This is a genomic window from Emticicia sp. (genome assembly GCF_049241225.1).
GTDB lineage: Bacteria > Bacteroidota > Bacteroidia > Cytophagales > Spirosomataceae > Emticicia.
Map to the genome: position 1 here is coordinate 1 of NZ_JBMLRC010000323.1, position 23960 is coordinate 23960.

Annotated in this window: 20 protein-coding genes; 12 read left to right on the forward strand and 8 right to left on the reverse strand. The window is 37.9% G+C overall.

What is annotated here, in order from left to right:
* Nucleotides 1–271: 271 nt before the first annotated feature.
* On the forward strand, nt 272–868 hold the full coding sequence (locus ACOVO2_RS17280; RefSeq protein WP_188766536.1) for a NifU family protein: 597 nt from the start codon (nt 272–274) through the stop codon (nt 866–868).
* Between the two features lie 71 nt (nt 869–939).
* Complete coding sequence (gene mog / locus ACOVO2_RS17285; RefSeq protein ID WP_188766537.1) at nt 940–1461, forward strand: molybdopterin adenylyltransferase; 522 nt, start codon at nt 940–942, stop codon at nt 1459–1461.
* Nucleotides 1462–1560: 99 nt separating this feature from the next.
* On the opposite strand, the gene ACOVO2_RS17290 is transcribed toward mog, so the two are convergent.
* Nucleotides 1561–2139, reverse strand: coding sequence for a hypothetical protein (locus ACOVO2_RS17290; RefSeq protein ID WP_421771182.1), 579 nt, complete (start codon nt 2137–2139; stop codon nt 1561–1563).
* Between the two features lie 161 nt (nt 2140–2300).
* Between ACOVO2_RS17290 and ACOVO2_RS17295 the strand changes: the two genes are divergently transcribed.
* Nucleotides 2301–3500: a hypothetical protein gene (locus ACOVO2_RS17295; protein WP_421771183.1), complete on the forward strand. Its 1200-nt coding sequence runs from the start codon at nt 2301–2303 to the stop codon at nt 3498–3500.
* A gap of 71 nt (nt 3501–3571) precedes the next feature.
* Here the strand turns inward: ACOVO2_RS17295 and ychF are convergent, their stop codons facing one another.
* Together ychF and ACOVO2_RS17305 are read right to left on the reverse strand one after the other, a co-directional pair.
* Nucleotides 3572–4675, reverse strand: a complete 1104-nt coding sequence (ychF, locus tag ACOVO2_RS17300; RefSeq protein WP_421771184.1) for a redox-regulated ATPase YchF — start codon at nt 4673–4675, stop codon at nt 3572–3574.
* Between the two features lie 321 nt (nt 4676–4996).
* Complete coding sequence (locus ACOVO2_RS17305; RefSeq protein WP_421771185.1) at nt 4997–5359, reverse strand: DUF3276 family protein; 363 nt, start codon at nt 5357–5359, stop codon at nt 4997–4999.
* Between the two features lie 326 nt (nt 5360–5685).
* On the opposite strand from ACOVO2_RS17305, the gene ACOVO2_RS17310 reads away from it, so the two are divergent.
* The 3 genes from ACOVO2_RS17310 (at nt 5686) to ACOVO2_RS17320 (ending at nt 8600) form a co-directional block, all read left to right on the forward strand.
* Complete coding sequence (locus ACOVO2_RS17310) at nt 5686–6168, forward strand: septal ring lytic transglycosylase RlpA family protein (RefSeq protein ID WP_421771186.1); 483 nt, start codon at nt 5686–5688, stop codon at nt 6166–6168.
* A gap of 149 nt (nt 6169–6317) precedes the next feature.
* On the forward strand, nt 6318–7214 hold the full coding sequence (locus ACOVO2_RS17315; protein WP_421771187.1) for a DUF58 domain-containing protein: 897 nt from the start codon (nt 6318–6320) through the stop codon (nt 7212–7214).
* Between the two features lie 444 nt (nt 7215–7658).
* Nucleotides 7659–8600 (forward strand): immunoglobulin domain-containing protein, encoded by a 942-nt coding sequence (locus ACOVO2_RS17320; protein ID WP_421771188.1) that lies wholly within the window; start codon nt 7659–7661, stop codon nt 8598–8600.
* A 227-nt stretch (nt 8601–8827) separates the two neighbouring features.
* Here the strand turns inward: ACOVO2_RS17320 and ACOVO2_RS17325 are convergent, their stop codons facing one another.
* From ACOVO2_RS17325 to ACOVO2_RS17335, 3 genes are all read right to left on the reverse strand, one after another.
* A complete protein-coding gene (locus ACOVO2_RS17325; RefSeq protein WP_421771189.1) occupies nt 8828–9145 on the reverse strand; it encodes a hypothetical protein in 318 nt (105 codons plus the stop codon).
* Between the two features lie 187 nt (nt 9146–9332).
* Nucleotides 9333–10523 carry a M20 metallopeptidase family protein gene (locus tag ACOVO2_RS17330; protein WP_421771190.1) on the reverse strand — a complete coding sequence of 397 codons (1191 nt, stop codon included), beginning with the start codon at nt 10521–10523 and terminating at the stop codon, nt 9333–9335.
* A 217-nt stretch (nt 10524–10740) separates the two neighbouring features.
* Nucleotides 10741–11721, reverse strand: a complete 981-nt coding sequence (locus ACOVO2_RS17335) for a YitT family protein (protein ID WP_421771191.1) — start codon at nt 11719–11721, stop codon at nt 10741–10743.
* Nucleotides 11722–12030: 309 nt separating this feature from the next.
* Between ACOVO2_RS17335 and ACOVO2_RS17340 the strand changes: the two genes are divergently transcribed.
* Both ACOVO2_RS17340 and ACOVO2_RS17345 read left to right on the forward strand, forming a co-directional pair.
* Complete coding sequence (locus tag ACOVO2_RS17340) at nt 12031–12747, forward strand: thioredoxin domain-containing protein (protein ID WP_421771192.1); 717 nt, start codon at nt 12031–12033, stop codon at nt 12745–12747.
* Between the two features lie 280 nt (nt 12748–13027).
* Nucleotides 13028–13627: a histidine kinase gene (locus tag ACOVO2_RS17345; protein WP_421771193.1), complete on the forward strand. Its 600-nt coding sequence runs from the start codon at nt 13028–13030 to the stop codon at nt 13625–13627.
* A gap of 63 nt (nt 13628–13690) precedes the next feature.
* On the opposite strand, the gene ACOVO2_RS17350 is transcribed toward ACOVO2_RS17345, so the two are convergent.
* Both ACOVO2_RS17350 and ACOVO2_RS17355 read right to left on the reverse strand, forming a co-directional pair.
* Entirely contained in the window at nt 13691–15277 is a 1587-nt protein-coding gene (locus tag ACOVO2_RS17350) for a ThuA domain-containing protein (RefSeq protein WP_421771194.1), read from the reverse strand.
* Nucleotides 15278–15321: 44 nt separating this feature from the next.
* Nucleotides 15322–16833 carry a sulfatase family protein gene (locus ACOVO2_RS17355; protein ID WP_421771195.1) on the reverse strand — a complete coding sequence of 504 codons (1512 nt, stop codon included), beginning with the start codon at nt 16831–16833 and terminating at the stop codon, nt 15322–15324.
* Nucleotides 16834–17000: 167 nt separating this feature from the next.
* On the opposite strand from ACOVO2_RS17355, the gene cmk reads away from it, so the two are divergent.
* The 4 genes from cmk to ACOVO2_RS17375 form a co-directional block, all read left to right on the forward strand.
* Nucleotides 17001–17693, forward strand: coding sequence for a (d)CMP kinase (cmk, locus tag ACOVO2_RS17360; RefSeq protein WP_188766552.1), 693 nt, complete (start codon nt 17001–17003; stop codon nt 17691–17693).
* Between the two features lie 62 nt (nt 17694–17755).
* The gene (locus tag ACOVO2_RS17365) at nt 17756–18820 is read left to right on the forward strand and encodes an NAD(P)/FAD-dependent oxidoreductase (RefSeq protein ID WP_421771196.1); all 1065 of its coding nucleotides are present in this window, start codon (nt 17756–17758) and stop codon (nt 18818–18820) included.
* Nucleotides 18821–18941: 121 nt separating this feature from the next.
* The gene (locus tag ACOVO2_RS17370) at nt 18942–21260 is read left to right on the forward strand and encodes a hypothetical protein (protein WP_421771197.1); all 2319 of its coding nucleotides are present in this window, start codon (nt 18942–18944) and stop codon (nt 21258–21260) included.
* A gap of 375 nt (nt 21261–21635) precedes the next feature.
* On the forward strand, nt 21636–23960 hold a 2325-nt coding region (locus tag ACOVO2_RS17375), incomplete at its 3' end, for an SdrD B-like domain-containing protein (protein WP_421771198.1).

The window sequence follows — 23960 nt, forward strand, 5'->3', positions numbered from 1 at the left end:
TTCAAAAAAGGACGTGACGGAAAATCATTCGTAAGTGTTGAAGCACAAGCTTAATCACAATTAAGAATGTAGAATGTAGAATGTAGAATGGTTTTGTGCCTGTTACTTTTTTATAGACTACTTTCTTAAAATAAAAAACCTGTCATTCGTGGCAGGTTTTTTTATGCCTAAACCAAACTTATTTATTTGTATATTTGTTAAAAACAGAGGATAAGTAGGCTGAAAAGAGTCATTCTTAATTCTACATTCTTAATTCTTAATTCAAAAACTCATGTTGCAACGCCAAACAATGATTTATACTGAGCTTAGTCCAAACCCAAATTCTATGAAATTTGTGTTGAACTTTGAGCTCGCTCCCGAAGGTCTTACATTCGATTACCCAACCCTGGCTTCGACCATCGACGAATCAAAAGCATCGCCTTTGGCTGGTGATTTATTCCAGTTTCCTTTCGTGAGACGTATTTTTATTGCTTCAAACTTCATCACTATCACGAAAGATGATGAAACCGAATGGGAAGATGTGGTATATGACATCAAGAAATTTATCAAGATATTCTTTGAGCAAAATAACCCAGTTTTTGCACAAAAAACCATTGATAAAAACACATTAATCATTGACGCTAACGATTCGGCGGTTATTGCCAAAATTAAATCAACACTTGACCAATACGTGCGTCCTGCCGTAGAATCTGACGGTGGAGCAATCAATTTTGCTTCGTTCGATGAGATTTCTGGACAAGTAAAGGTTTATCTTCAAGGCTCATGCAGTGGTTGTCCGTCATCAACGGTTACACTCAAAGACGGTATCGAACGTTTGTTGAAAACGATGGTTCCAGAAGTAAAAGAAGTCGTAGCAGAAGGAGTTTAATTCATTAATAATAAGTATATATATAAGACCTGTGAGGAATATCAAAACCTTACAGGTCTTTTCGTAAAAATATGATAAAAATAGGTGTTATCAATGTCTCCGACCGTGCGAGTGCGGGCATTTATGAAGATATTCCGGGAAAAGCGGTTGTAGAAACATTAAAAGAATATTTGATTTCGGAATTTGAGACTGTTTACCGAGTTATTCCCGACGAGCAGGATTTAATCTCACAAACGCTAATCGAAATGGCCGATGTACATGGCTGTTGCCTAATCGTTACAACGGGAGGAACTGGCCCAGCCTTGCGTGATGTTACGCCCGAAGCTACCGAAGCGGTTTGTCAGAAAATGATGCCAGGTTTTGGAGAATTGATGCGTCAGGAAAGTTTAAAATACGTACCGACAGCCATACTATCACGCCAAACCGCAGGAATTCGCAATCATTCATTGATTGTGAATCTTCCAGGAAAACCAAAGGCTATTCGCCAATGCCTCGATGCTGTTTTTCCTGCTATCCCCTACTGCATTGATTTGATTGAAGGCCCGTATTTGGTTTGTAATCAGGAAGTAATGAAAGAATTTAGACCGAAATAGGCAGCGGTCAGTATTCAATTTATATTATTATGCAAAAAGCCCCAATTCTTCGTAGAATCGGGGCTTTTCTGTGGAATATTGATAATTATCTGCAGACTATCACAATTTACTATCAGCTTTCAAATAAGTTTTATTACCATTTGAATTGATGTAGTATTGTCCACCACGTGGGCCTTGGAAGATTGTTCGGCCTTTTTCGTCTTTACCGATTTGCTTGTCAGCACCAGCAACTTTTTTCTTTGTAGCAGCATCTGCTTCTTTGCCATCATCTTTAGTATTAGGCTTCGGAGCTGGCTTAATAGTATTATCCTTATCAGCTGCTTTTTTCTCTTTCTTATCTACTTTCTCAGTAGCTTTTTCTTTCTTATCAGCAGCTTTTTCTTTTTTATCGGCTGCTTTTTCTTTTTTATCAGTAGCTTTCTCTTTAGCGTCGCTCTTTTTATCGGCTTTTTCTTTTTTCTCAGGTTTTTCGGCTTTTTCTTTCTTTTCTGGCTTCTCTTTCTTTTCAGTTTTTTCAGCCTTTTCTTTCTTTTCTGGTTTTTCTTTTTTCTCAGCTTTTTCAGTTTTTGCTTTTCCTTTCGAACCGCCTTTAGAGCCTTTTTTGTCGTCTTGAGCTGTTGTGGTCAAAACAGCCAAACTCAAAAAGCACATAAATAATAGTGAAAACAAATTTTTCATTTCGTTAATTGGTTTTGATTTTTGGTGAAATACTCGGATACTTAAATTTTGGAACTATCAATAATTTTCTCAAATGTAAGTAAACTATAAAAAAAGATGCAATACTTTTGAGCATATTTTTAGATTAAGACGTTAATCATTAAAGATTTGTAACAAAATATATGAAATTTAACTACTTTTTAATCTTGTTATTACTTCCGAGTATAGTTTTTTGTCAAGGATACGCTTCGATCCAAGGAAAAATAATAGATAAAAATACTCAAAAAGGAATTGCTCATGCGTATTTAAGTATTCCGAATAAAGGGTTTTCAAGCCAGACAAACACTCTTGGTGAGTTTAAATTTTTCTTCCCCAAAATTGATCTCGATTCAACCGTCACGGTCTGGGTGATTGGCTACAAAAGCTTCTCAAAAAAAGCCTCTGATTTTGATTCATCAGTTGTGATTGAACTCGAGCCAGCCGAAGAATTAGCAGCAGTACAAGGTGGTGATCCAAAAACTATTATCAAAGATGCCATTGCCAACGTTAAGAAAACATTTCCAGTTTACCCTAATTATCAGCTGGGCTATTACTTAGAAACCATTGAGATGGATAAATTAGGTTATGTAAAGGTAAACGAGGGTATCATCAGAATCGAACGTACGCACAGGCAAAAAAATGTTGATATTGAGCCAGAAAAAATGAAGCTACTCAAATCTCGGAAGTATGAGTGGACTGGTCAAACCGCCAAGCTTAACGGTTGGGGTTTTGGCAATGGAGCGGCTATCGTAACTCGCTCGCTTGAAACGAGTGTACCCGACTACCTAGACCGTGGAAGTATCAATGATTACGATTTTAAGGTTGATTCTTTGATGACATATTTTGGCGATAGCCTCGTTTATTCGATTAGTTTTAAGCCTACCGGCAAGCGGGTGAAAGCCGGTAGAAATGGAAAAATTTACTTAACTCAAAATTCTCAATGTATTGTTAGGATTGAATATGAAATGACTCCCGAAGGGATTAAGAGTGTGATTAAAGGTAATATTACTGACAATACAAAGATTGAAGGTAAGAGTGTAAAAGGCTATAATCAGTATTTACCAATGGGGAAATTGTGGCGACTGCAGGATACGAAATTGGTATTCGAAGCAAAGTTTGAAGATAAACTTGAAAAAAAATTTGCTACCGAAGCTAAAATGACCGTACAATTTATGGCAAATGAGAGCTTGAAAATGGGAAACCGGTCGGCGATTCAGACAGGAGAAGAATTATTAACAACCGAGAATTTTGCGAGAGGTGGAAAATTTGAGGAAAGTTTTTGGGGAACCTCAAACTATTTGATTCCCACTCCTGCCATGTTGAAGATTGCAGATAAAAGGTAGGTTTGCAATCAGTATCCCGAATGAAGCGAAGGGCCGAACCCTTCACTTTATTCGGGGCATATAATCAAATTTTATACATTAAATCTGAAGTGCATTACATCGCCATCTGCCACAACGTATTCTTTTCCTTCGATACGTAAACGGCCAGCCTCACGACAAGCGGCTTCTGAGCCATACTTAATAAAATCTGCATAGGCAATAACTTCGGCTTTGATGAAGCCTTTCTCGAAGTCAGTATGAATTACACTGGCTGCTTGTGGGGCTTTCCAACCTTGCTGGATTGTCCATGCTCTTACTTCCTGCACACCTGCCGTAAAGTACGTGCGTAAATCAAGTAAAGTGTAGGCCGAACGAATCAAACGATTAAGACCTGGCTCAGCCAAACCATACTCTTCTAAAAACATCAGTTTATCTTCTGGGTCTTCGAGTTCGGTGATTTGAGCCTCAACTGAGTTATTGAGAACAATCATCTGAGCTTTTTCGGCATCAGCTACTTTCTGCAATGCTTCCGAATACTTATTGCCTGAGTGCATCGAAGCTTCATCAACGTTGGCAACATAAAGCACGGGCTTGATCGACAACAAGAATAAATCGGCAATGGCAGGCATTTCTTCTTTCGTAAGCCCTAATGACCTAATGCTTTTTCCTTGTAATAACCATTCTTGGCAACGCTTCAAAACATCGAACTCAGCTTTTGCTTTGGCATCGCCACCCACACGGGCTTGTTTCTCAATTTTTTGTAGCTTCTTTTCTACGCTATCCAAATCTTTCAACTGAAGCTCAGTATCAATGATTTCTTTATCGCTTACTGGGTTTATATCGCCTTCTTCTCGTAAGATATTTTCGTCTTCAAAACATCTTACTACGTGAATGATGGCATCTACTTCACGGATATTTCCCAGAAATTTATTTCCCAAACCTTCGCCCTTACTTGCTCCACGTACCAAGCCTGCAATATCAACGATTTCGATTTGTGTTGGCACAATCTTATTTGGTTTCACAAGCTCAGCCAATTTACTCAAACGCTCATCTGGCACATCAACCAAGCCCACATTTGGGTCGATTGTACAAAAACGATAGTTGCTTGCCTGAGCCTTAGCACTATTTGATACTGCATTGAAAAGTGTCGATTTCCCAACATTGGGCAAACCTACGATACCGACTTGTAAAGCCATATTTGTATTTCGGATTATCTAATTTTCAATTTCCAGAATCAGATAAATCCTTTGTTTAGTTTATTTATTAGAATGAGGGTGCAAAATTACGATAAAACCCTTAATTTTCAATTATCAAATTGCAATTAAGTGTAGAGAGAAAATATATCTGTGGTATTTGAAAAAAAGAGACTAAGGAATATCCATCAAGAACGCCAAGATGAATCAGAGGTACTATTTACAAAAAAATATCTTTCCAAACACCTCAACAAATAAGGTATTCAAAAAGATATTTGAGTGAATGAGTTTTTCACTCAATCACAGAAAACTGTTTCTGAGAGATTAGTCCCACTTTAGGTCTGAACCGCCACTTGCGTAATCATCATTGTCGGCATCAATAACTTCATTATGGCCACCAACAAGCTCATCATGCTTAAATTGGTCGAAGTCATAATCAGGCATTAATTCAGACTTGATGTGGTCAACGGTTTCTTGAAGAGCTTCGAGAAATTTGTTAAAATCTTCTTTGTACACAAACATTTTGCTCTTTTCGAACACAAATCCACCATCTTTTTGAAAACGACGACTTTCAGTAATAGTTAGGTAGTAATCGCTCGAACGGGTGCTTCTCACATCGAAAAAGTAAGTACGTTTACCCGCTCTTACACGCTTTGAGTAAATTTTGTCTCTGTCTTCTCTTTCCACAATCCTTTTAGGTTTTAGAGTTTAGAATGAATCTCAAATATATGATTTAATTATTTTTATGAAAAATTTTTATACCGTTTTTTAGATAAAAATAATATTATTTTCATTTCAAATGAAACAAAACCAATGTTGCATTATGTTTTTTATAGAAGAACGAAATTTGTTTTTGTTTCGGTCATTGCAAAAAAATTCGTAACTATGCAGTTCGGAACCAATTTCAGTGAGTAATGATATTGAAGAATTTTATATTTTTTTCCCTCTTTTGCTTATTAAAACCCCTATTTTCATCTAGTCAAGCCCCAGTTTTAGGCTCAGAGTCTTTTGGGATGGCATCTTACTACGGCACTAAATTTTATGGTAAAAAAACCGCAAATGGTGAAATTTTAAAAAAAGGAGACCTAACTTGTGCCCACCCGACTTTACCTTTTGGTACGATGCTTGAAGTAACTAACTTGGCCAACAATAAATGGTGTATTGTTAGGGTTAATGATAGAGGTCCTTTTAGTAGAAGTAGAATTTTAGATGTCTCGCACGAGGCAGCCGCCCGTCTCGAAATGTTTGGCAGTGGAACTGCTAGAGTAAAAGCGATGGTTGTGGGTGATAATGGTATAACGATGATTTCTCGCCCAGAGAGTATCATTGAAAACTCAATGGAGCTAGTAGGCCCGCCCGAAGAAGATAAAATTACGGTAATAAAGCCTCCGATTGTTGCCCCAAAGAAACCAGCAAAAACACCCAAAAAGAAGCCGGTAACAAAAAGTAAGAAAAAAGTAAGTTCGAAATCGAGTGTAAAAAAGAAAAAAAAGTAGGTTGATAAGTAGTCAATGGTCAATAGACGACAAGTCTACGGTAAGGCAATAAGCTTATAAACAGCAGTTTAGCTATTTACAAAATTATTGTTTATGATTTTCATGTTGCATACAATAGAAACCTTTCTTATAAAACCACAATTGTAATTATGTTAGATTTAGCGAAAATACGTGAATATGGCAATGTCGAGTTTTTGGCTAAGCAATTGGTAGAAGGGTTTATTACGGGTCTTCATAAATCACCATTTCATGGATTTTCGGTAGAATTTGCTGAGCATCGCCTCTATAACACGGGGGAAAGTACTCGTTATATTGACTGGAAAGTTTTTGGTAAAACAGACAGGCTGTACGTAAAACGTTACGAAGAAGAAACCAATCTCCGTTGTCATATTTTGATTGATACGTCATCGTCGATGTACTATCCCGAAAAATCTAATGGTAAAATCACGTTTAGCACGATGGCCGCAGGAGCATTGGCTTATATGCTTCAAAAACAGCGTGATGCCATAAGTTTGCTGGCATTCTCAGATGAAATAGAGATTCAGACTCCTGTAAAATCTACTCCGTCGCATATTCATAAGATTTTTATGGATTTGGAATCGCTCCTGCAAAAACCTAAACCTCAAAAAAGAACATCGGTTGTTGAAACCCTACACGAGATTGCCGAGAAGATTCATAAACGCTCGTTGGTGGTTATATTCAGTGATATGTTCGATGATATTAATAATTCGGACCGACTATTTTCGGCCATGCAGCACCTACGCCATAATATGCACGAAGTATTGCTTTTCCATGTGACCGACCGCAATACCGAAGAAGATTTTAACTTTGAAGAACGCCCCTACGAATTTATTGATTTGGAAACCGGCGAAAAAGTGAAAGCTCAGCCATCACAAGTAAAAGAACAATATCAGGCTGCTATCAAAGAATTTTATCATAATCTGAAACTCAAATGTGGCCAATACAAAATAGATTTTATTGAGGCCGACATCAATCAAGGTTTTGATCCGATACTTTCGGCGTTTTTAGTAAAACGAAGAAAATAATAACAAACTCATAATCATCTTATTTATCGACTTTCAGAACTAAAACTACACCTTTCTTTATCACAGAGCTTTTATTGACATTACGCTTATTTTTAAATCATATCGTATATTTTTATCACAAAAAGTTTTCAAAAAAACTTCACCAAAATAAATATGGTGAAGTTTTTTTTCTTTACAACTTATTGATTTTCAAATAAATACACTTTTTTTTCATTTAATCTACTAATTTACTTTCTCTAAATTAATTTTTAGCATGGTTTTTGAAAATCATTAAACATGATTCGATTGTATTAGTGTGTTTATGTAATTTCTATTATCCGAGCGGTACTTACTCACGGAATGCCATTTTGGGCTATAAACACTCTTAGTACAGGCGTGCGATTGTCAAATTTCCCATAACCACTAAATTTTGTCATGGCTATCAAAAAAACGTTTTGCTTATGTATGATAACCTTTACGATTGCATTGCATGAAACCACTTTATATGCCCAGCGAAAAACCGATTCTTTTTTTAAAGAAATAGAAAAACCGACTAAATTACTAGCATCAAACTCGCCAGTAATTATGGAGCAAGATACCTCTGATTTGTCGTTTTTTTCGTTCGAAGAAGGAAGAGCGGTTCCTTACTATCGTAAATTTGTAAATACCGAAGATTCTAAAACCTCAACGGTATATGTCTGTGAAAATAACAGCATTGTACTATCTACACCCGATTTTGGGCAGGATGCTGTTTATTCTTGGAAAGGGCCGTCGGGGTTTTCATCGCTTTCGCAACAAATCAGACTTGAAAAAATAACGCCTTTTCAAGCAGGCTTTTATAATTTCACTATCAAAAAAAATGGATCGACTACCATAGGCAAAGTAAAGCTAATGGTGAAAGAAAGACCGAAAGCCATAGCAATTGGTGGACAATTTTGTTTTGGAGAACCCGTTAAACTGACGTCGGCAGATGCCGGAGCGGGAGTTACATACCGTTGGACTCTCCCTCCTACTGATTTTTCGGCCTATACACCCGAAATAACCGTAGAAAATTTAACCGTAGGGCATTATACTTACTTTTTGAGTGTTGCTAAAAACGGTTGTAAATCTGTTGATACTGCCAAAGTTGAGGTGAAGAATATTCCGATAGCAATAGCTAACAACGCAACAATTAAGGTTGGACAAACTGCCAAACTAGAAGCTCATGATGCAGGAAGCGACGCTTTGTATTCTTGGAAAGGGCCATTTATTAATACAATCGACGAAAAAGTGGCAACTTTGAGTGGCCTAACAGCGGGTAAATATATATATGTTTTGAAAGTGCTTAAAAATGGCTGTGCGTCAATGAATATTTCGACGGTTGAGGTCCAGAAAGACGACACCAAAGCATCGGCAAAGAATGAGTAACCTTTTTATAAGTAAGTACAAAAAGTCAATCTTCGGATTGGCTTTTTTTGTTTTGTAAGACACCTAGTTTTGTTTGTAAGCTTTAGGCAACAAACATCTTAATCAATAGGGACTCAAACAACCATAGTTTTTGAGATTTTACTAAATTTATATTTTGGTCATAAAATTTAAAAGCCTGAAAACAACAAGGCTTTCAGGCTTTTAAAGTATTACAATAAATCTAATGATTAATTTTTCTTATATCGGTTTAATAAATCAGTTTGTTGGTTGATAAGAAGGTAACCCATAGCGAAAACAATAATTGGTAAACAACTCCATAAACATCCTGTAGTATAATTTCCTATTGATACACTCGACCAAGCACGCCAATAGCTCGCTGCTAGAACAAACGGATAGGAAAATATTGTAAGCAATATAATCCAAGGAAAAAGTTTCCGAATAGACTTAGGCGTATCAAATACCATAAATGATAATCCCGCAATTATAAACCAAGGCACTAATGTAAACCCACCAAGAACTTGAAGTACAATCATTAAATTTCGCATACAATGGCTTTTTTTTTTATCAAAATTCATTCAAGAAATAACTAAAAACAAAGTTTAGAGATAAATCTTATCTAATGGGTAGAAAACAAAAAAAATGCCATATTACCTTTTAATCATCTAAATCCAGTAAGTGGTAGAATATTGGGTGTAAGTGGACAAAAATAGCTTTTTTTGGTGAAATTTATAATTACATAGCTAACTCTCTAACAGCAAGCCACGACATAAGCCCTGGGCCTATTTCGAGAGCGGCTTCATCAATATCAAAAGTTGGTGTATGAACTCCCGAGATTATTCCACGAGCTTCGTTGCGAGTGCCGAGTCTGTAAAAGCATGAATCAACTACTTGTGAGTAGAAAGCAAAGTCTTCGCCAGCCATCCAGAGGTCAAGGTCGATGATGTTTTCGGCTCCCATGTAGGCCGTTGCTTCGGCCTTAATTCGGCGAGTTAGCTCGGGATGGTTTTTCAAGAATGGATACCCCCTCACGATTTCAAAATCACAAACACCGCCCATTGCCTCGGTAATTCCTTCGGCCATTTTCTTCATTCTACGCAAACCATCTTCTCGCCATTCTTCGTCCATACAACGGAACGTTCCTTGAATCGTTACTTCATTCGGTATTACGTTTGTTACACCATCGGCAATGAATCGGCCAAACGATAACACCGAAGGATTAGCCGGCTTACGATTACGAGAAATGATTTGCTGCAACGAAACAATCACGTGCGAGGCAATCAAAACTGGGTCAATGAGTTGATCGGGCATGGCACCGTGTCCGCCTTTACCTTTGATAGTCATATAGATCTCGTCGGTGCTGGCCATGTACATTCCTTCACGGAAACCGATTTTCCCGACAGGAATATTGGGTGCTACGTGTTGCCCAAGCATACTTGCGGGTGCTGGATTTTCGAGTACACCTTCTTTAATCATGATTGATGCTCCGCCCGGTGCTTTTTCTTCGGCTGGTTGAAATACGAGTTTTACTGTTCCTTCAAATTCATCTCTCAATTGATGCAAGATTTTTGCCGTACCGAGTAATGATGATGTATGAGCGTCGTGTCCGCAGGCGTGCATGACACCTTCGTTTTGTGATTTATACGGAACATCATTTTTCTCGAAAATCGGTAAGGCATCCATATCGGCACGCAAGCCAATAACTTTACTCGAGGGGTTTCGTCCTTCGATGAGTGCAACTACTCCAGTATTAGCCACTCCTTCTTGCGGAGTAAGGCCAATATCTTTGAGTTTTTGTGCCACAAATTTGGCCGTGTTGTATTCCTGAAACGACAACTCAGGATTTGTGTGCAAATAACGGCGATTGGCCACTACCTCGGCCGCATAGTCTTTGGCGAGTTGCTTTATTTTTAAGTCGATTGACATCCTTTATTAATGTAAAATGAATAATGAGATTAGTCCACAGTCAATGGTCGACAAGTCCACGATGAGATAATAAACTTACAGACAACTTTTTAGCTACATAGAATTGTCGATAATATTTATCTCTTGACTTATCTGATTACAAAATTACGATGTATTGAATCACTTAAAAACTATTTCTTTGATTTCTGTGGCGAAGTGGAACTTCACTCCACAGACATTAGTGTTCGAGTGGGCGTTTTTTTATCATACCACCTTTAGTGTCTTTTACACTGCTCATTACAACAAACGAATTAGGGTCGATTTTCTCGATTTCGGTTTTTAGCTTGTTCAACTCCAAACGAGTTATAACCGTATAAACTATGTCTCGTTCTTTCGATTCTCCACCACGACCAAAGCCTCTTTTACCCGAATAGACGGTTACGCCACGTCCCATTGTTTCGACAATCATTTGGCGAATATCTTCGCTGTGTGGTGAAATAATCGTTACGCCCGTATATTCTTCGATACCTTCAATGAAAAAATCGAGGGTTTTTGAGGCAACCAAATAAGTTATCATCGAATAAAGTGCGGCTTCGACCGAAAGAAAATAAGCCGCTGCCGAGAAAATGATAATGTTGATACCGATGATAATATCACCGAGGGTTGTACCGAGTTTTCGACTCAAGAAAATTGCTAAAACCTCTGTTCCGTCAATAACGGCACCGCCTCTTACCGAAAGCCCAATACCCGCACCCAAGAAAAATCCACCAAAAACGGCTACTAATAGTTTATCGTGGGTCACTTCTTGAAAGTGAATCGTGGCAATACAAACAGATAAAAGTCCGATAGCTAAAGCGGTTTTTAGAGCAAAGATTTTTCCAATTATATTATAGGCCAATATAATGAAAGGAATATTGATAATGAGGATAAGCATCCAAAGAGGAACGCCACTTAACTCGCTAATGAGTAGCGAAATACCCGTAGCTCCACCATCGATAAAACTATTGGGCATCAAGAAACTCTCCAACCCAAATGCGGCCGAAGCGATTCCGAGTGAGATAAGAATAAAGTCTTTTAGATAACGAATTGTTTCGATTTTAAGCTCTCTGAAACCTTTGGCTAATTCGAATCTTGTATATTTTGTTTCGCCGAGAACCTTGTGTCTGTTTTTGTGTTTGAGAACCCTCTCAATGATTAGTTTTTTCAGAAATGAATTCATAATTTTTACATTAAGTTTATGGAATATATCAGCCCAAAGCTGCGTTGGGAATAAAAAAAGAATAGCATCGGGCGATAAAAAATACCATCCGAAAATCAGTAGAAATATCTGTTGCTTTATTATTACAACTACAAAAAGTACAATTTAGTGCCTCAAATCTTGAAAAAGCAATAATTCTAACACTAATCTAATGCTCAATAAAAGAATTAGAGGACATCGAACGTTTAAGAGAATACGTCAAATAATGGTTTTTAATTGGCTTGAAATTTGCTATTTCTTTGTTATTAATTTATTCAATTTCTGTATCAGATGAAACGCTTTCTTATTATCAGTTTTCTATTTTTTGCAAGCAATGTTTTTGCCCAAAATAAAGATAAATATCTACTATCTATCAATGATTTCGAGGCAAAACTCCGAGAAAATACTGGTATTGCACAGTTGATAGATGTACGCACACCCGAAGAATACATGCGTGGCCACCTCAAACGTGCCATTAATCTGAATTTCAATGATGATAATTTTGAAGATATTGTAAAGACCAAACTGGATAAAACTCGCCCCGTGTTTGTGTATTGCTTTTCGGGCAGACGCAGCACCGATGCGGCTGCATTTTTGCGAGATTTGGGCTACAAGGAAGTATATGACATGGCTGGCGGCTTTGCCAAATGGACGTCTTCGAGCAAGCCTTATGCCTCAAATAATACTACCACACAGCCAATTGCAGCTTTTACTCTCGAAAACCTCGACCGGGTAGTCAAATCAAATAGCCTTGTTTTGATAGATTTTTATGCCGAGTGGTGCGGGCCTTGTAAGAAAATGAATCCAATCTTGAATAGAATTGCCGACCAAAATAAGAATGTAAAACTATTGAAAATTGATGCCGAAAAGAGCGATAATATTGCTTCGGTTTTTAAGGTTGAAGAGATTCCGACTTACGTTATCATCAAAAACGGCCGTCAAGTTTGGCGTGGTGTAGGCGAAATGGAAGAGGCCGAATTGAAAGAAGTTTTGGCAAAAATGAAATAAGTAGTCCACGGTCAATAGTCGACAGGCCACAGCAATATAAAACATTCATTATTAATGACTTATCTTCATTCATTTTCAATTATCTGCTTAAACAAAATATTGCAAAAAAACGAATAGATGCAGAACCACAATCTGCATCTTTTTTTGTTTTTATAGTTTCCCAAATTTCTCCCCAAATCGACCAAATTTCAGATAAAACCAACCAAATACTAAATGTAGTTTAGATAGTTGTGCCTTCTACTATACATTTGATTGAATTACATAGCCCTTAACTGCTCGAATGATACAACCAATTTACTCGCTCACCTTAGTAATCTCGTCCGATTTGCTTTGGTACGGAGTAATTTTGCTCTTGGTTATAGCTGCATTAGTGCTAAGTCTTTTGAATTACTTTAAGAAAAAAAAAGAAACTGGCCTTTTAGAAAAAATCAATGAGTTGGAAAGTATCATGGGAAATCAACAGTTTTTATATGGAAATCTGAATTCTATCAAGCAATATATTTTGCTGCATAGCCCTATGGAAGCTGCTCAGTATCTGACCGAGTTTACAAATCTGCTGAAAACTCTTTCCAACAGCTCGAAACAAAAAAGTATTTCGCTCGCTCAAGAAATAGAAACGATACTGCTTTATCTCGAACTGGAAAAGAAAAGAATTGGCGAAGAATTTACGTTTTTTCAGGAAATCGAAGCCAATATCAAGACCGAGGCGATTCAGGTAAAACCCTTGTTTGCTTTCAAGCAAGTGGAAGAAATTATCAGAAAACAACAAAATCACTTAAAATTATATCTGATTATCAAGCAGGTAGGCGAAAAACTCAATTGTAAAGTGGAAAACGATGCTTTGAGTACAAGTTTTGTGATTGAGATTCCGAGTAAATGAATCTCGTAGGAACGTCCAAATTGGACGTTCTTGGTAGTAAATAACCATTGTATAATTTCTTCCTTATTTCTTCTTCGGACCAGCTTTATTCACTTGAATTTTCAATGAAGTTTCGGCACTTTCGCCTTGAGTGTCGCTCACTTTAAGTTTCACTTCATAATTACCTACTTTTGTAAATGTGTATTCGGGGTTTTGCTCTTTGATTTTAACGGTAGTAGTACCAATAATGCTCCACTCGAAACTCAACCCATCTTTTGTATCAAAATCAACTGAACCTTCTGATGAAAACTTTACTTTCAAAGGTACATTTCCCGATAACACATCAGCCGATGCCACAGCAATTGGCTTTCGGTTTTTCTCGGCATAATCAATCTTCACCAGTCGATTATTTTCCAAAAGATATAATTCGCCGTCTGCTCCAAAAGCCATATCTTTTATAAACTCGAAACGAGTATTTGATAAAAACGGCTCGACGTTTTTTACATTGCCATCTTCGTCAAGTGTCTCTACCACAAAACCCTGCTCGTTATCGAATCTAAATGATTTTCCTGCGAAATATTTGGGTAAACGATAAGCCTCGCTCGCATATTTATCGAATTCGTAAGTAATATTTTTCGATAAAGGCGTAGTTGACTGGCTCGAAAAATCGCTCATCGTGGCTACGCTATCGCCCACGAGCTGCATTCGTCCGATTTTATATTCATTGGCAGCAGTTTCCGAAAAAGTATAAACGTAACCATTTTCAGCAAATTCGGGGTCGAGTTTGATGGCTTTCAGATTCGTCGCATCAATTTTTCCAATTTGATTAGTTTTGCGTTTTTGAACATTGAAAATCTTTACTTTGCCATTTTGCTCAACCCAAACCACGTTTCGAGTAGGCAAAGTAGCCAAAGCCAATGGATTTTCTAAATTATCAGATAATGTTACTTTCAAAAAATTACTCTCCGATGGTAAAGCAGTGTCGGCAATTTTGGCGTAATCAGGTAAGTTTTTAGAGGAAACTTCTTCGATACCCGACCAAATATGAGCCAACAAATTAGGATTCTGAAAAGCTGAAGGTTCGCCGCCCAAAGCGGTATAAAACATTTTTCCACCTTCTTCGGTCGTGTAATACCACGCCCAAGTTTTACCCATAACATCCAACAAAACTGGCTTGCATCTAACAGGCACACTGCTCATTACCAAAGGTTTATCATCTATTTTCCAAAGTGGTGGCAGTTCGCTCTTACCAATCGAAGCATTTGTAATGAGGCTTAGCTGAACTTTATCGGGAAATTGACTTTCAGCCAAAACTCCACCAATCATTTTATTATACCAAAGCCATTTGTAGTTTTTTTCGATAGCACCGCCCACGCCCACAAAACCACCTCCTGCTTGCAAAAAACGCTGCAATTCGGCTGATTGCTGAAAACTAAGAGCATTGACTGAGGTATTTAAAAACACTACAGCATTATAATTTTTGAGGTTCGCTTCGTTAATTTTTGCAGGATTAGACGTAGTATCAATCAAGCGTTTTTTGGTTTGGGCATCATCCCAAAGTGCCTTTGCTGGTGCCGAATTTGAAACTGGATAAAAAATTAAGGTTTTACTCTGCCCAAACACAACATAGGTACTCAGAAAAACAAAAGCTAATGATATAATTTTCTTCATTATTTGGGCAAGCAAATTTAATACTTCAATATTTTCCCTTAAAATTAATCAAATTTGACTTTATTCCCTGCTATTTTTTTCATCGAAGCCTTCATTTCTTCAATTTTTTGCGGAAACTGCTTCGCTAAATTATTTTTCTGAGCCAAATCTTTCGATAAATCATATAATTGATATTCGGACGCATTTCCTAATTCTATCCCTTCTTCTTTCGATATCGCCGGGCCTTTATGCGGTGGAATCATCACAAAATTACCTTCTCTGAACGCCAATCTCCCCGATGCTTCAAGCACTAAATTGGTTCGCCCTTGCTTCGATTTTCCGAGCATTACGTCGAGCAAATTTTGGCTATCGGTCGAATAACTTTCAGCACCAACTAATTGAGCCAACGATGACGCAAAATCTAACTGACAAAGCATCGCATCCGATACAGCAGGTTTGATTTTACCTTTCCAATAAGTAATGAAAGGCACTCTCGTACCTGCTTCGTATAAACTATATTTTCCGCCACGAAGTCCACCCGCAGGCGTATGATTCCCCAGTTTTTCGGCGGCATCATCGTAATAACCGTCATCAAGCACAGGGCCGTTATCGCTCGAAAAAATCACGAGTGTGTTTTCGAGCAAACCATCTTTTTCTAACTTTTTTATGATTTCACCTACACACCAATCGGCTTCTAAAATGGCATCGCCACGAGGCCCCATACCCGATTTTCCGACAAACCTAGCGTGCGGAACTCGTGGCACGTGTGGCTCGTGCAAAGCATAATATAAGAAAAACGGCTTACCCGTTTTGCTCGGTTGGTGAGTATCAATAAATGCTTTTGCTCTTCCTAAAAAAACATCGGCCATGTCTTCATCAACCCACAGTGCAGACTTCCCGCCTTTCATATACCCGATGCGTGGAACACCATTCGTAACGCTAAAGTTATGCCCAAAATGCCATTTTAGTTTGGTCATCAACTCGGGGTTTGAGATGGCAGTTGGTTCGCCTTCAAAGTTTTGTTTGTAATTGACATAAATCGGGTCAGTGGCTTCAAGCCCAACAACTTTTCGGTTTTCTACAAAAACAGTAGGTACTCGGTCGTTGGTAGCGGCCATGATATACGAATAATCGAAGCCAATATCATTGGGCGAAAACGTTATTGATTTATTCCAATCCAACGCCCCATTGCCAAGTCCTAAGTGCCATTTGCCAACAACTCCCGTTTGATAACCTGCTTTTTTGAGCATTTTTGGAAGCGTCATTGAGGTCGTATCTATCAATAATGGAGCATCGCCGGGTAATACTTTTGTTCCTTCGGTTTTCCACGGATACTTGCCCGTGAGAAGTGCAAATCGGCTTGGGGTACAAGTGGCAGAAGTTGCATAGCCATTCGTAAAACGGATTCCACCATTGGCCAATTTATCTATGTTGGGTGTTGGTAGCGTTCCTTTTTTATAAGCACTCACATCGCCGTAACCTAAATCATCGGCATAAATGATTAGGATATTGGGCTTCGGTGTTGGCTTCTGAAAGCTGAATAGCCCAACCAACAAAACTGACAAGAGGTATCTCATAACGAAGGCGTTTTTTAGTATCTACTTTTATACCTACGAAGAAACAATAATTCTTCTACAAATTGTAAAATGATTCGCTGCAAAATTTAGTTTTTCGACCCAAACCTGCATTTTATCATTGTTTCTTCGGCAAATTAGAATTTTCTTTGCAGAAAAATTCAGATTACATGCAAAAGATTACCATTGCCGTTGACGGCTATTCGAGTTGTGGCAAAAGTACGACCGCCAAAAAAGTAGCTGCACGTTTGGGGTATAGTTATATTGATACAGGAGCAATGTATCGGGCTGTAACCCTTTATTTTCATCAGCATTTGGTAACGCTTACCAACGAAAAAGAAGTAGCAAAGGCACTTGATAATATTCAGATTGAGTTTCGTAGAAACCCCAATGATGGCCGAAATGAAACTTTTCTAAACGGACTAAATGTAGAAGACGAAATCAGAAAACTTTACATTGCGAATCAGGTCAGTGAAGTGAGTGCGATTGCCGAAGTACGCCACGCAATGGTAGCTCAACAACGCAAAATGGGCAAAAAGAAAGGTGTTGTGATGGATGGCCGAGACATCGGCACGGTGGTTTTTCCTGATGCCGAACTGAAGATTTTCATGACCGCCGACCCGATAATCAGAGCGAATCGCCGTCAGATTGAGCTAAACGAAAGAGGCGATTTGGTTGATATTGAGGAGATTATCGAAAATATCAAAAAACGTGACTTGATTGATACTACCCGCAAAGAAAGTCCGCTTCGCAAGGCCGATGATGCCATTGATATTGATACTTCGTACATGACACTCGACGAGCAAGTAGAGATGGTTTGCCTTTTAGCCGATGAGGCTTTGAGCAAAGCAATTAGAAAATAAATTTTAACCTTCTTAATTAAACCTATGAGGTTTTGAAAACCTTATAGGTTCAGGCTTCGATATTGAAAAATCTTGATTATATAGTTGTTGGGCAAGGAATTGCGGGGTCGTTGCTGGCTTATCAGTTGATGAAAGCTGATAAAAAAGTACTGGTTTTGAATGATGAAACTTTGCCTACTTCATCGACAGTGGCGGGGGGAATTTTCAACCCGATTACGGGCAAAAACCTTGATAAAACTTGGCTTGCTGATAAGATTTTTCCTTATTTGAGAACGTTTTATACTTCGATCGAAAAAGAATTTCACGCAAATTTTTATCACGAAACCAATCTTTATCGACCATTTGCCAACGAACAGCAACAAAGGCATTTTATGAGATTGACCGATGAATACGATTTAGGAAATTACCTTAAAATTATTCAGCCAAATCAGACTGATTATAAGCAAGTTAGCAACGAACTGGGTGGACTTTATACATCATCAGCAGGCTGGGTAAATGTGCCGCAAATGCTTGATTGCTTTAGAGATTTTTTCAAGCAAAACGAAAGCTATCAGGCGGAAAAGGTAGATTTTGCTGAACTAAAAACCACCGAAAACACCATTTTTTATAAAGATTTAGCAGCAAAAAGAATCATTTTTTGCGAAGGTTTCTATTCAACCCAAAACCCATTTTTTAGCTGGATTCCGTTTAATCCTGCCAAAGGCGAAACACTTTTGGCCGATGTAGATGGCTACAAAATCAAAGAAATTATCAATCAAGGCTTTTGGATTATCCCACTTGGCGAAGGCAAATGTCGCTTTGGCTCAACTTATATTTGGGATAACCTCGATTGGGAAGTAACCGAAACTGGAAAAGAATTGATTAGCTCGAAAGTTAGTAAAATCCTATCACTCCCATTCCAAGTTACCAGTCAAGAAGCTGGAATCAGACCTACAACTAAAGACCGCCGACCATTTATGGGCAACCATCCACACCATAATAACGTATATATATTTAACGGACTCGGCACGAAAGGTGTATCGCTTGCTCCCTATTTTACCGAAGAAATGCTCGGTTTTTTAGAAAGCAATAAAGTTTTAATGCCTGAAGCTAACATTGAGCGTTTTTATTCGTTATATTCGTTGTAGGTAAATTTGCTTTTTTTAATACAGAGTTACACAATTATTTTGTGACTTGATGCGTATTACAGCAAAAACCCAAGCTAGTGGAAACTAGTAAAAATCTGTATTCTTGGAAATATACAAATGCATGGAAAATTTATTTACTCTTCGTCGAATTAGTACCGGAGCCTGCTTAATGCTTGCATTAGGTTTGGGTCGTGTATCCGCACAAAGCTACTTTTCGTCAACCCAAGAGGAGTTTGGGAAAAGCCGTATTCAATACAAAAGATTTGAATGGCTTACGATTAGGAGTAATAATTTTGAGTTTAACTACTACAGAAGCGGCGATAAGATTGCCCAAAATGCCGCCAAAATAGCCGAAGGCGAATACGACCGCATCACGGAGTTGTTGGGTTATACGCCCTTCACGACGATGAAGATATTTTTATATAATTCTCCACAAGAACTTGAGCAAAGCAACATTGGCCTAACTGCTCCGATTGATTTAGACGGTAGTATTCTGAACTTGGCAAAGTCTCGTGTGCAGATAGCCTACACGGGCAATGAAGAGCAATTCAAACAAGAACTCATTCAACAAATTGCCCGTTTGTTTGTCTACGATATGCTTTATGGTGGTAGCCTAAAAGAGGTTTTACAAAGCTCACTCTTGTTGACAGTGCCAGAATGGTACATGGCCGGAATCTCGGCTTATATTTCGGGCGATAACGACAATCTACTGATGTTGGACAGAATGCGTACGACGATTCTGAAAAATAAAGACAAAAAAATTGAAACCATTCAAGGCAAAGACGCCGAAATAATTGGCCAGTCAATCTGGAATTATATTGCGATTCGCTACGGAAAAGATAATATTTCTAACATTCTGAATCTTACTCGCATCATTCGTACCGAAGAATCGAGTATTACCAGTACGTTGGGGATTTCGTATAGTAGATTTATCAAAGAATGGCGAGAATATTATGCAAATAATCAGTATGCTGTGAGTGAAGATAAAACTCAAGATACTAACACTACCAAGCCAATTGAATCAAAACAAAATATTTCATTGAGCGAAACCAAGCAAAAACTTGAGCTCAAGCCAGGTGAAGTAGATACTGATAATTATGAATTTGATGCCGAAAACATTATCAAATCTTTGGCAAATGAAAAGCTTAAATCTAAAAGCGACGAAGCAGAAAAGGTAATACCGAAGTCAGGTAGATTTAAAGAAACCTTAAAAATAAAAGGCCCACTTGCCTACGAAAATATTGTAATAGCTAATGATGTGAAGTCGGAATTTTTGATGGATCCTATTAGAAGAGTAGGGATGAAAAACACATTGGTCTTAAATGATTTACTCGAAAATCATAATATTAAACTTGGACTTTTCATTACACCTGTACTGCGAAATCATGATGTATTTTTGGGGTATAATAATAACGTTAGGAGAATTGATTGGGGAGTTGATATTCTCCGACGATCGATATCGCTTAGTGAGCTCGATGAACGTAATCTTTATCTGTTCAGACCACTAAATATCAATAATCCTCAAACAACCGTTCGTGTGATTGAACGTAGGCTTTACTACAATAGGTTTTCGGCTTTTGCCTCCTATCCTATCAGTCAGAATCTAAAAATTGTAGCTTCGCCTAATATAACTTCAACATCAGATATTGATATCTTCGAAATAGGCAAAAAGAATCTCCAATCCATCTATTTTGGTTTTCGTGGAGAAATCATATATGACAATACTGTTCCTTTATTCAGTAAAGTTTTGTTAGGTACTCGTGCAAAAATTAGGTTTGACCGCTCTTACAGCTTCAATAATAGCAATGAAAACTTCAGCCGAATGGTAATTGATGCCCGACATTATCGCAAATTAATTGGTAATGTGATTCTTGCAGGTAGGCTATCGTATAGCCGCTCACTTGGCAATTCGCCTAAAGTGACTATTCTTGGTGGTGTAGAAAATGCTCTTAACAGAACGATCGAACAAACGAATGGTCAAAGTGAAGGAGTACCGAGAGATTTGCGAGATATCTTATTTTATGATTTTGCTGGAAGTTTGCGAGGATTTAATTTTGCAAAACTTTACGGCACAAGTCATTTACTAACCAATCTAGAGCTCCGTCTGCCTTTGGCACAGTATGTTTCCAAAGGATCAATGACTTCTAATTTCTTACGTAATTTACAGTTTGTGGGCTTCACAGATGTGGGCACTGCGTGGTATGGAAGTAAGGGCCCTTTCAACCGACAAAATAGCCTCAATACTGTAATTGTTGGAGGTGGAAAAAACCCGTTTAGAGCAACAGTCACTAATTTCAAAAACCCATTTTTGATAGGTTATGGATTTGGCGTAAGAACCACTGTTTTAGGATATTTTGTTAGAGCTGACTATGCATGGGGGCTTGAAGATAAAGTGGTAAGTTCTCCAAAATTGTATTTATCACTCGGACACGATTTCTAAAAAATGGAAATCACTTAAAAAGTTTTCTCTAGAACAAAGGAACAATTTACCCGAGAAAACATCTACTAGCCAAGTAGATGTTTTTATTTTGTATAGCAATTTGGCATAATTTTAGTTATTCTGTGCCAAACAATGATTATTCGGTAACATTTTCCATTTTTTTTTTCTAAGTAGGCTCCTCTACCCCTTTTTCCACTAAAAGGCCAAATAATTCGATTTGGCACAATTTTGGATGGAATTGATTACGAATATAGTATTAGAAAGCTTGTTCTATTATCCAAAAATATTTTTATTTGAAACATAAATTGTTTTAAATAAATTTTGATGAAAGTGAACCTTTATATATTGAAGAAGAATTATTTAAAATACTTGCAAATGAAATACAATTTTACCGACAGTGGTGTACCGATATCAAAGGAAGGGTATACACAACAACGCAAATCAAATACTGATACAAAAGTGTTAGAATTTGTGCAGAAAATTGTCAGTGCAATAAGCCTATTTTTGAAACCTAAAAATAGCCCAAGCGTTTCTTCTACACCACAAAATTCTGTAGATAAAACAACGCTTGAGGAACAACTTTTTATTGAAAGTAATTTGCAAGAATTCCTACAAGATAAGTTGTCTCCTCAGTTAAATAAAAATAATATAAAACACGTGCCTGATTTAATGTTAAATCAAGATTTAACCATGCATAAGCTTTCCTCTAACTGGAATTCAACGGTCAAAGATTACCATTTAAGTAGTCACTTTGATCAAAAGTTAAAAAGATGGACTTCTACACTATCTGCCAAAAAAATCAGGCATGAGGGAGAAGATAATTACACAAAAAATTCATATTTTAAGGGTATGGCAACAACAATTATGTTGTTGCTTATTAGCGTTTTAAGTACTGTTGCTCAGAGCAGTATTGATCTTTCTCTCAGAAAAGAGGTAGATAAATCAATGCCTGCCATCAACGAAAGCATCAAGTATACACTGTGGTTAAAAAACTCTGGTCCATCAACAGCCAACTCAATTGTGGTGAAAGATAACTTCCCGGTTGATGGTGCAGTTCTAAATACTCATACTGGAGGAGCGAATTTTACCTACAATCCGACAACGGGTGTTGGTAATTGGAATGTTGCCTCACTGGCAGTTGGAGATTCGGTGAAATTAGAAATTAATGCCACCGTTTTACAGCAAGGAGTATTTTTTAACACTGCCGAAGTATTTTCGATAGGTACAGGCCAGGAAGATTTTGATTCTACTCCAAACAATTCAAAGCTTTATGAAGATGATATAGCATCTGCTTGTTTTTCTGTTCCTCTTCACTGGTATCCTGGTGAGGAATATACAGTTTCTGTTCCAGCTCCATTCAAATATGGATCAAGCATTAAGTGGTTCGATGGTAATACTGAAATTACACCTAGTTCAACTGTTGCGGTTGTTAATCCAGACTCTTCTCTGACAATCAAGGCACCAGGTGTTTTTACATTTAAGACAAATGTATCTAATTGCCCTGCACAAGGTTGTTGTGCAGTTCAAGTTATTCAAGGCCCTTATGGTAGCATCGGAGATTATGTATGGCAAGATACCAATAATGATGGTCAACAAGGTCCGAGTACTACTGAACCACCTGTGGCTGGTGTAAAAGTATTTTTGTTGAGTGCAACGGGCACTAGACTTGATTCGACAGTTACCGACGCACAAGGAAAATACTTGTTTGATAGTCTAACCACTGATAGTTATCGTGTACAATTCGTAAAACCAGCAGGTTATGACTTGTTCACTACTCAAAATTTGGGTACTGATGATACAAAAGATAGTGACGTAGGGCCAAGTGGACTTTCACAGTTAATAAATATTGATACTTCAAAATTACCAACTGATACACTTCGCAATAATCTAAACATTGATGCTGGTTTAAAGCCAAATTACGGTTCTATTGGTAACTACGTTTGGACTGACGTAAACAATAATGGACAACAAGATTCGGGAGAGGCTCCTATCGCCGGTGTGAAAGTTTATTTATTGAGTGCTACCGGTGCTAAAATTGATTCGACTATAACTAATGCTAGTGGTCTGTATCTTTTCGATAGCCTTACTAGTGGTTCGTACAGAATCCAGTTTGTGGCTCCGGCAGGTACAATCGCCGCTAAGCAAAATACAGGTGCTGACGTGACCGATAGCGATGCCAACAAAAATGGCATTTCTCAATTGATTTCTATCGACACTACCAAACCTACTACCGATACCCTTAGAAATAATCTTCAAATCGACGCTGGTTTCGTCCCTGTTGGGTCGATTGGCGATTACGTGTTCGCAGATAATAATGGCGATGGTATCCAAAATGCTGGCGACTCTCCACTCGCCGGTGTGAAAGTTTACTTATTGAGTGCGACTGGTGCGAAGCTTGATTCAACTATAACTAATGCTAGTGGTAGATATCTTTTCGATAGCTTATTGGCAGGCAACTACCAAATCAAGTTCGTGCTTCCAGTGGGTAGCGAAGCAACCGGCAAACTCCTTGGTGGTAATACAGCAAACGATAGCAATATCAATCCAGATGGGTCTACCGACACTATCGTTATTGATACTACTCAACCTATCGGCAGCATCGCTCGTAATAATACAAGTGTTGATGCTGGTTTGAAAACTGCATTCGGTTCTATTGGTAACTACGTTTGGACTGACGTAAACAATAATGGACAACAAGAT

Bases quoted from the DNA above. Each gene is read 5' to 3' on its own strand.
- ACOVO2_RS17280 (WP_188766536.1), top strand. From the start codon at position 272: ATGTTGCAACGCCAAACAATGATTTATACTGAGCTTAGTCCAAACCCA.
- mog (WP_188766537.1), top strand. From the start codon at position 940: ATGATAAAAATAGGTGTTATCAATGTCTCCGACCGTGCGAGTGCGGGC.
- ACOVO2_RS17290 (WP_421771182.1), bottom strand. From the start codon at position 2,139: ATGAAAAATTTGTTTTCACTATTATTTATGTGCTTTTTGAGTTTGGCT.
- ACOVO2_RS17295 (WP_421771183.1), top strand. From the start codon at position 2,301: ATGAAATTTAACTACTTTTTAATCTTGTTATTACTTCCGAGTATAGTT.
- ychF (WP_421771184.1), bottom strand. From the start codon at position 4,675: ATGGCTTTACAAGTCGGTATCGTAGGTTTGCCCAATGTTGGGAAATCG.
- ACOVO2_RS17310 (WP_421771186.1), top strand. From the start codon at position 5,686: ATGGCATCTTACTACGGCACTAAATTTTATGGTAAAAAAACCGCAAAT.
- ACOVO2_RS17315 (WP_421771187.1), top strand. From the start codon at position 6,318: ATGTTAGATTTAGCGAAAATACGTGAATATGGCAATGTCGAGTTTTTG.
- ACOVO2_RS17320 (WP_421771188.1), top strand. From the start codon at position 7,659: ATGATAACCTTTACGATTGCATTGCATGAAACCACTTTATATGCCCAG.
- ACOVO2_RS17325 (WP_421771189.1), bottom strand. From the start codon at position 9,145: ATGCGAAATTTAATGATTGTACTTCAAGTTCTTGGTGGGTTTACATTA.
- ACOVO2_RS17330 (WP_421771190.1), bottom strand. From the start codon at position 10,523: ATGTCAATCGACTTAAAAATAAAGCAACTCGCCAAAGACTATGCGGCC.
- ACOVO2_RS17335 (WP_421771191.1), bottom strand. From the start codon at position 11,721: ATGAATTCATTTCTGAAAAAACTAATCATTGAGAGGGTTCTCAAACAC.
- ACOVO2_RS17340 (WP_421771192.1), top strand. From the start codon at position 12,031: ATGAAACGCTTTCTTATTATCAGTTTTCTATTTTTTGCAAGCAATGTT.
- ACOVO2_RS17345 (WP_421771193.1), top strand. From the start codon at position 13,028: ATGATACAACCAATTTACTCGCTCACCTTAGTAATCTCGTCCGATTTG.
- ACOVO2_RS17350 (WP_421771194.1), bottom strand. From the start codon at position 15,277: ATGAAGAAAATTATATCATTAGCTTTTGTTTTTCTGAGTACCTATGTT.
- ACOVO2_RS17355 (WP_421771195.1), bottom strand. From the start codon at position 16,833: ATGAGATACCTCTTGTCAGTTTTGTTGGTTGGGCTATTCAGCTTTCAG.
- cmk (WP_188766552.1), top strand. From the start codon at position 17,001: ATGCAAAAGATTACCATTGCCGTTGACGGCTATTCGAGTTGTGGCAAA.
- ACOVO2_RS17370 (WP_421771197.1), top strand. From the start codon at position 18,942: ATGGAAAATTTATTTACTCTTCGTCGAATTAGTACCGGAGCCTGCTTA.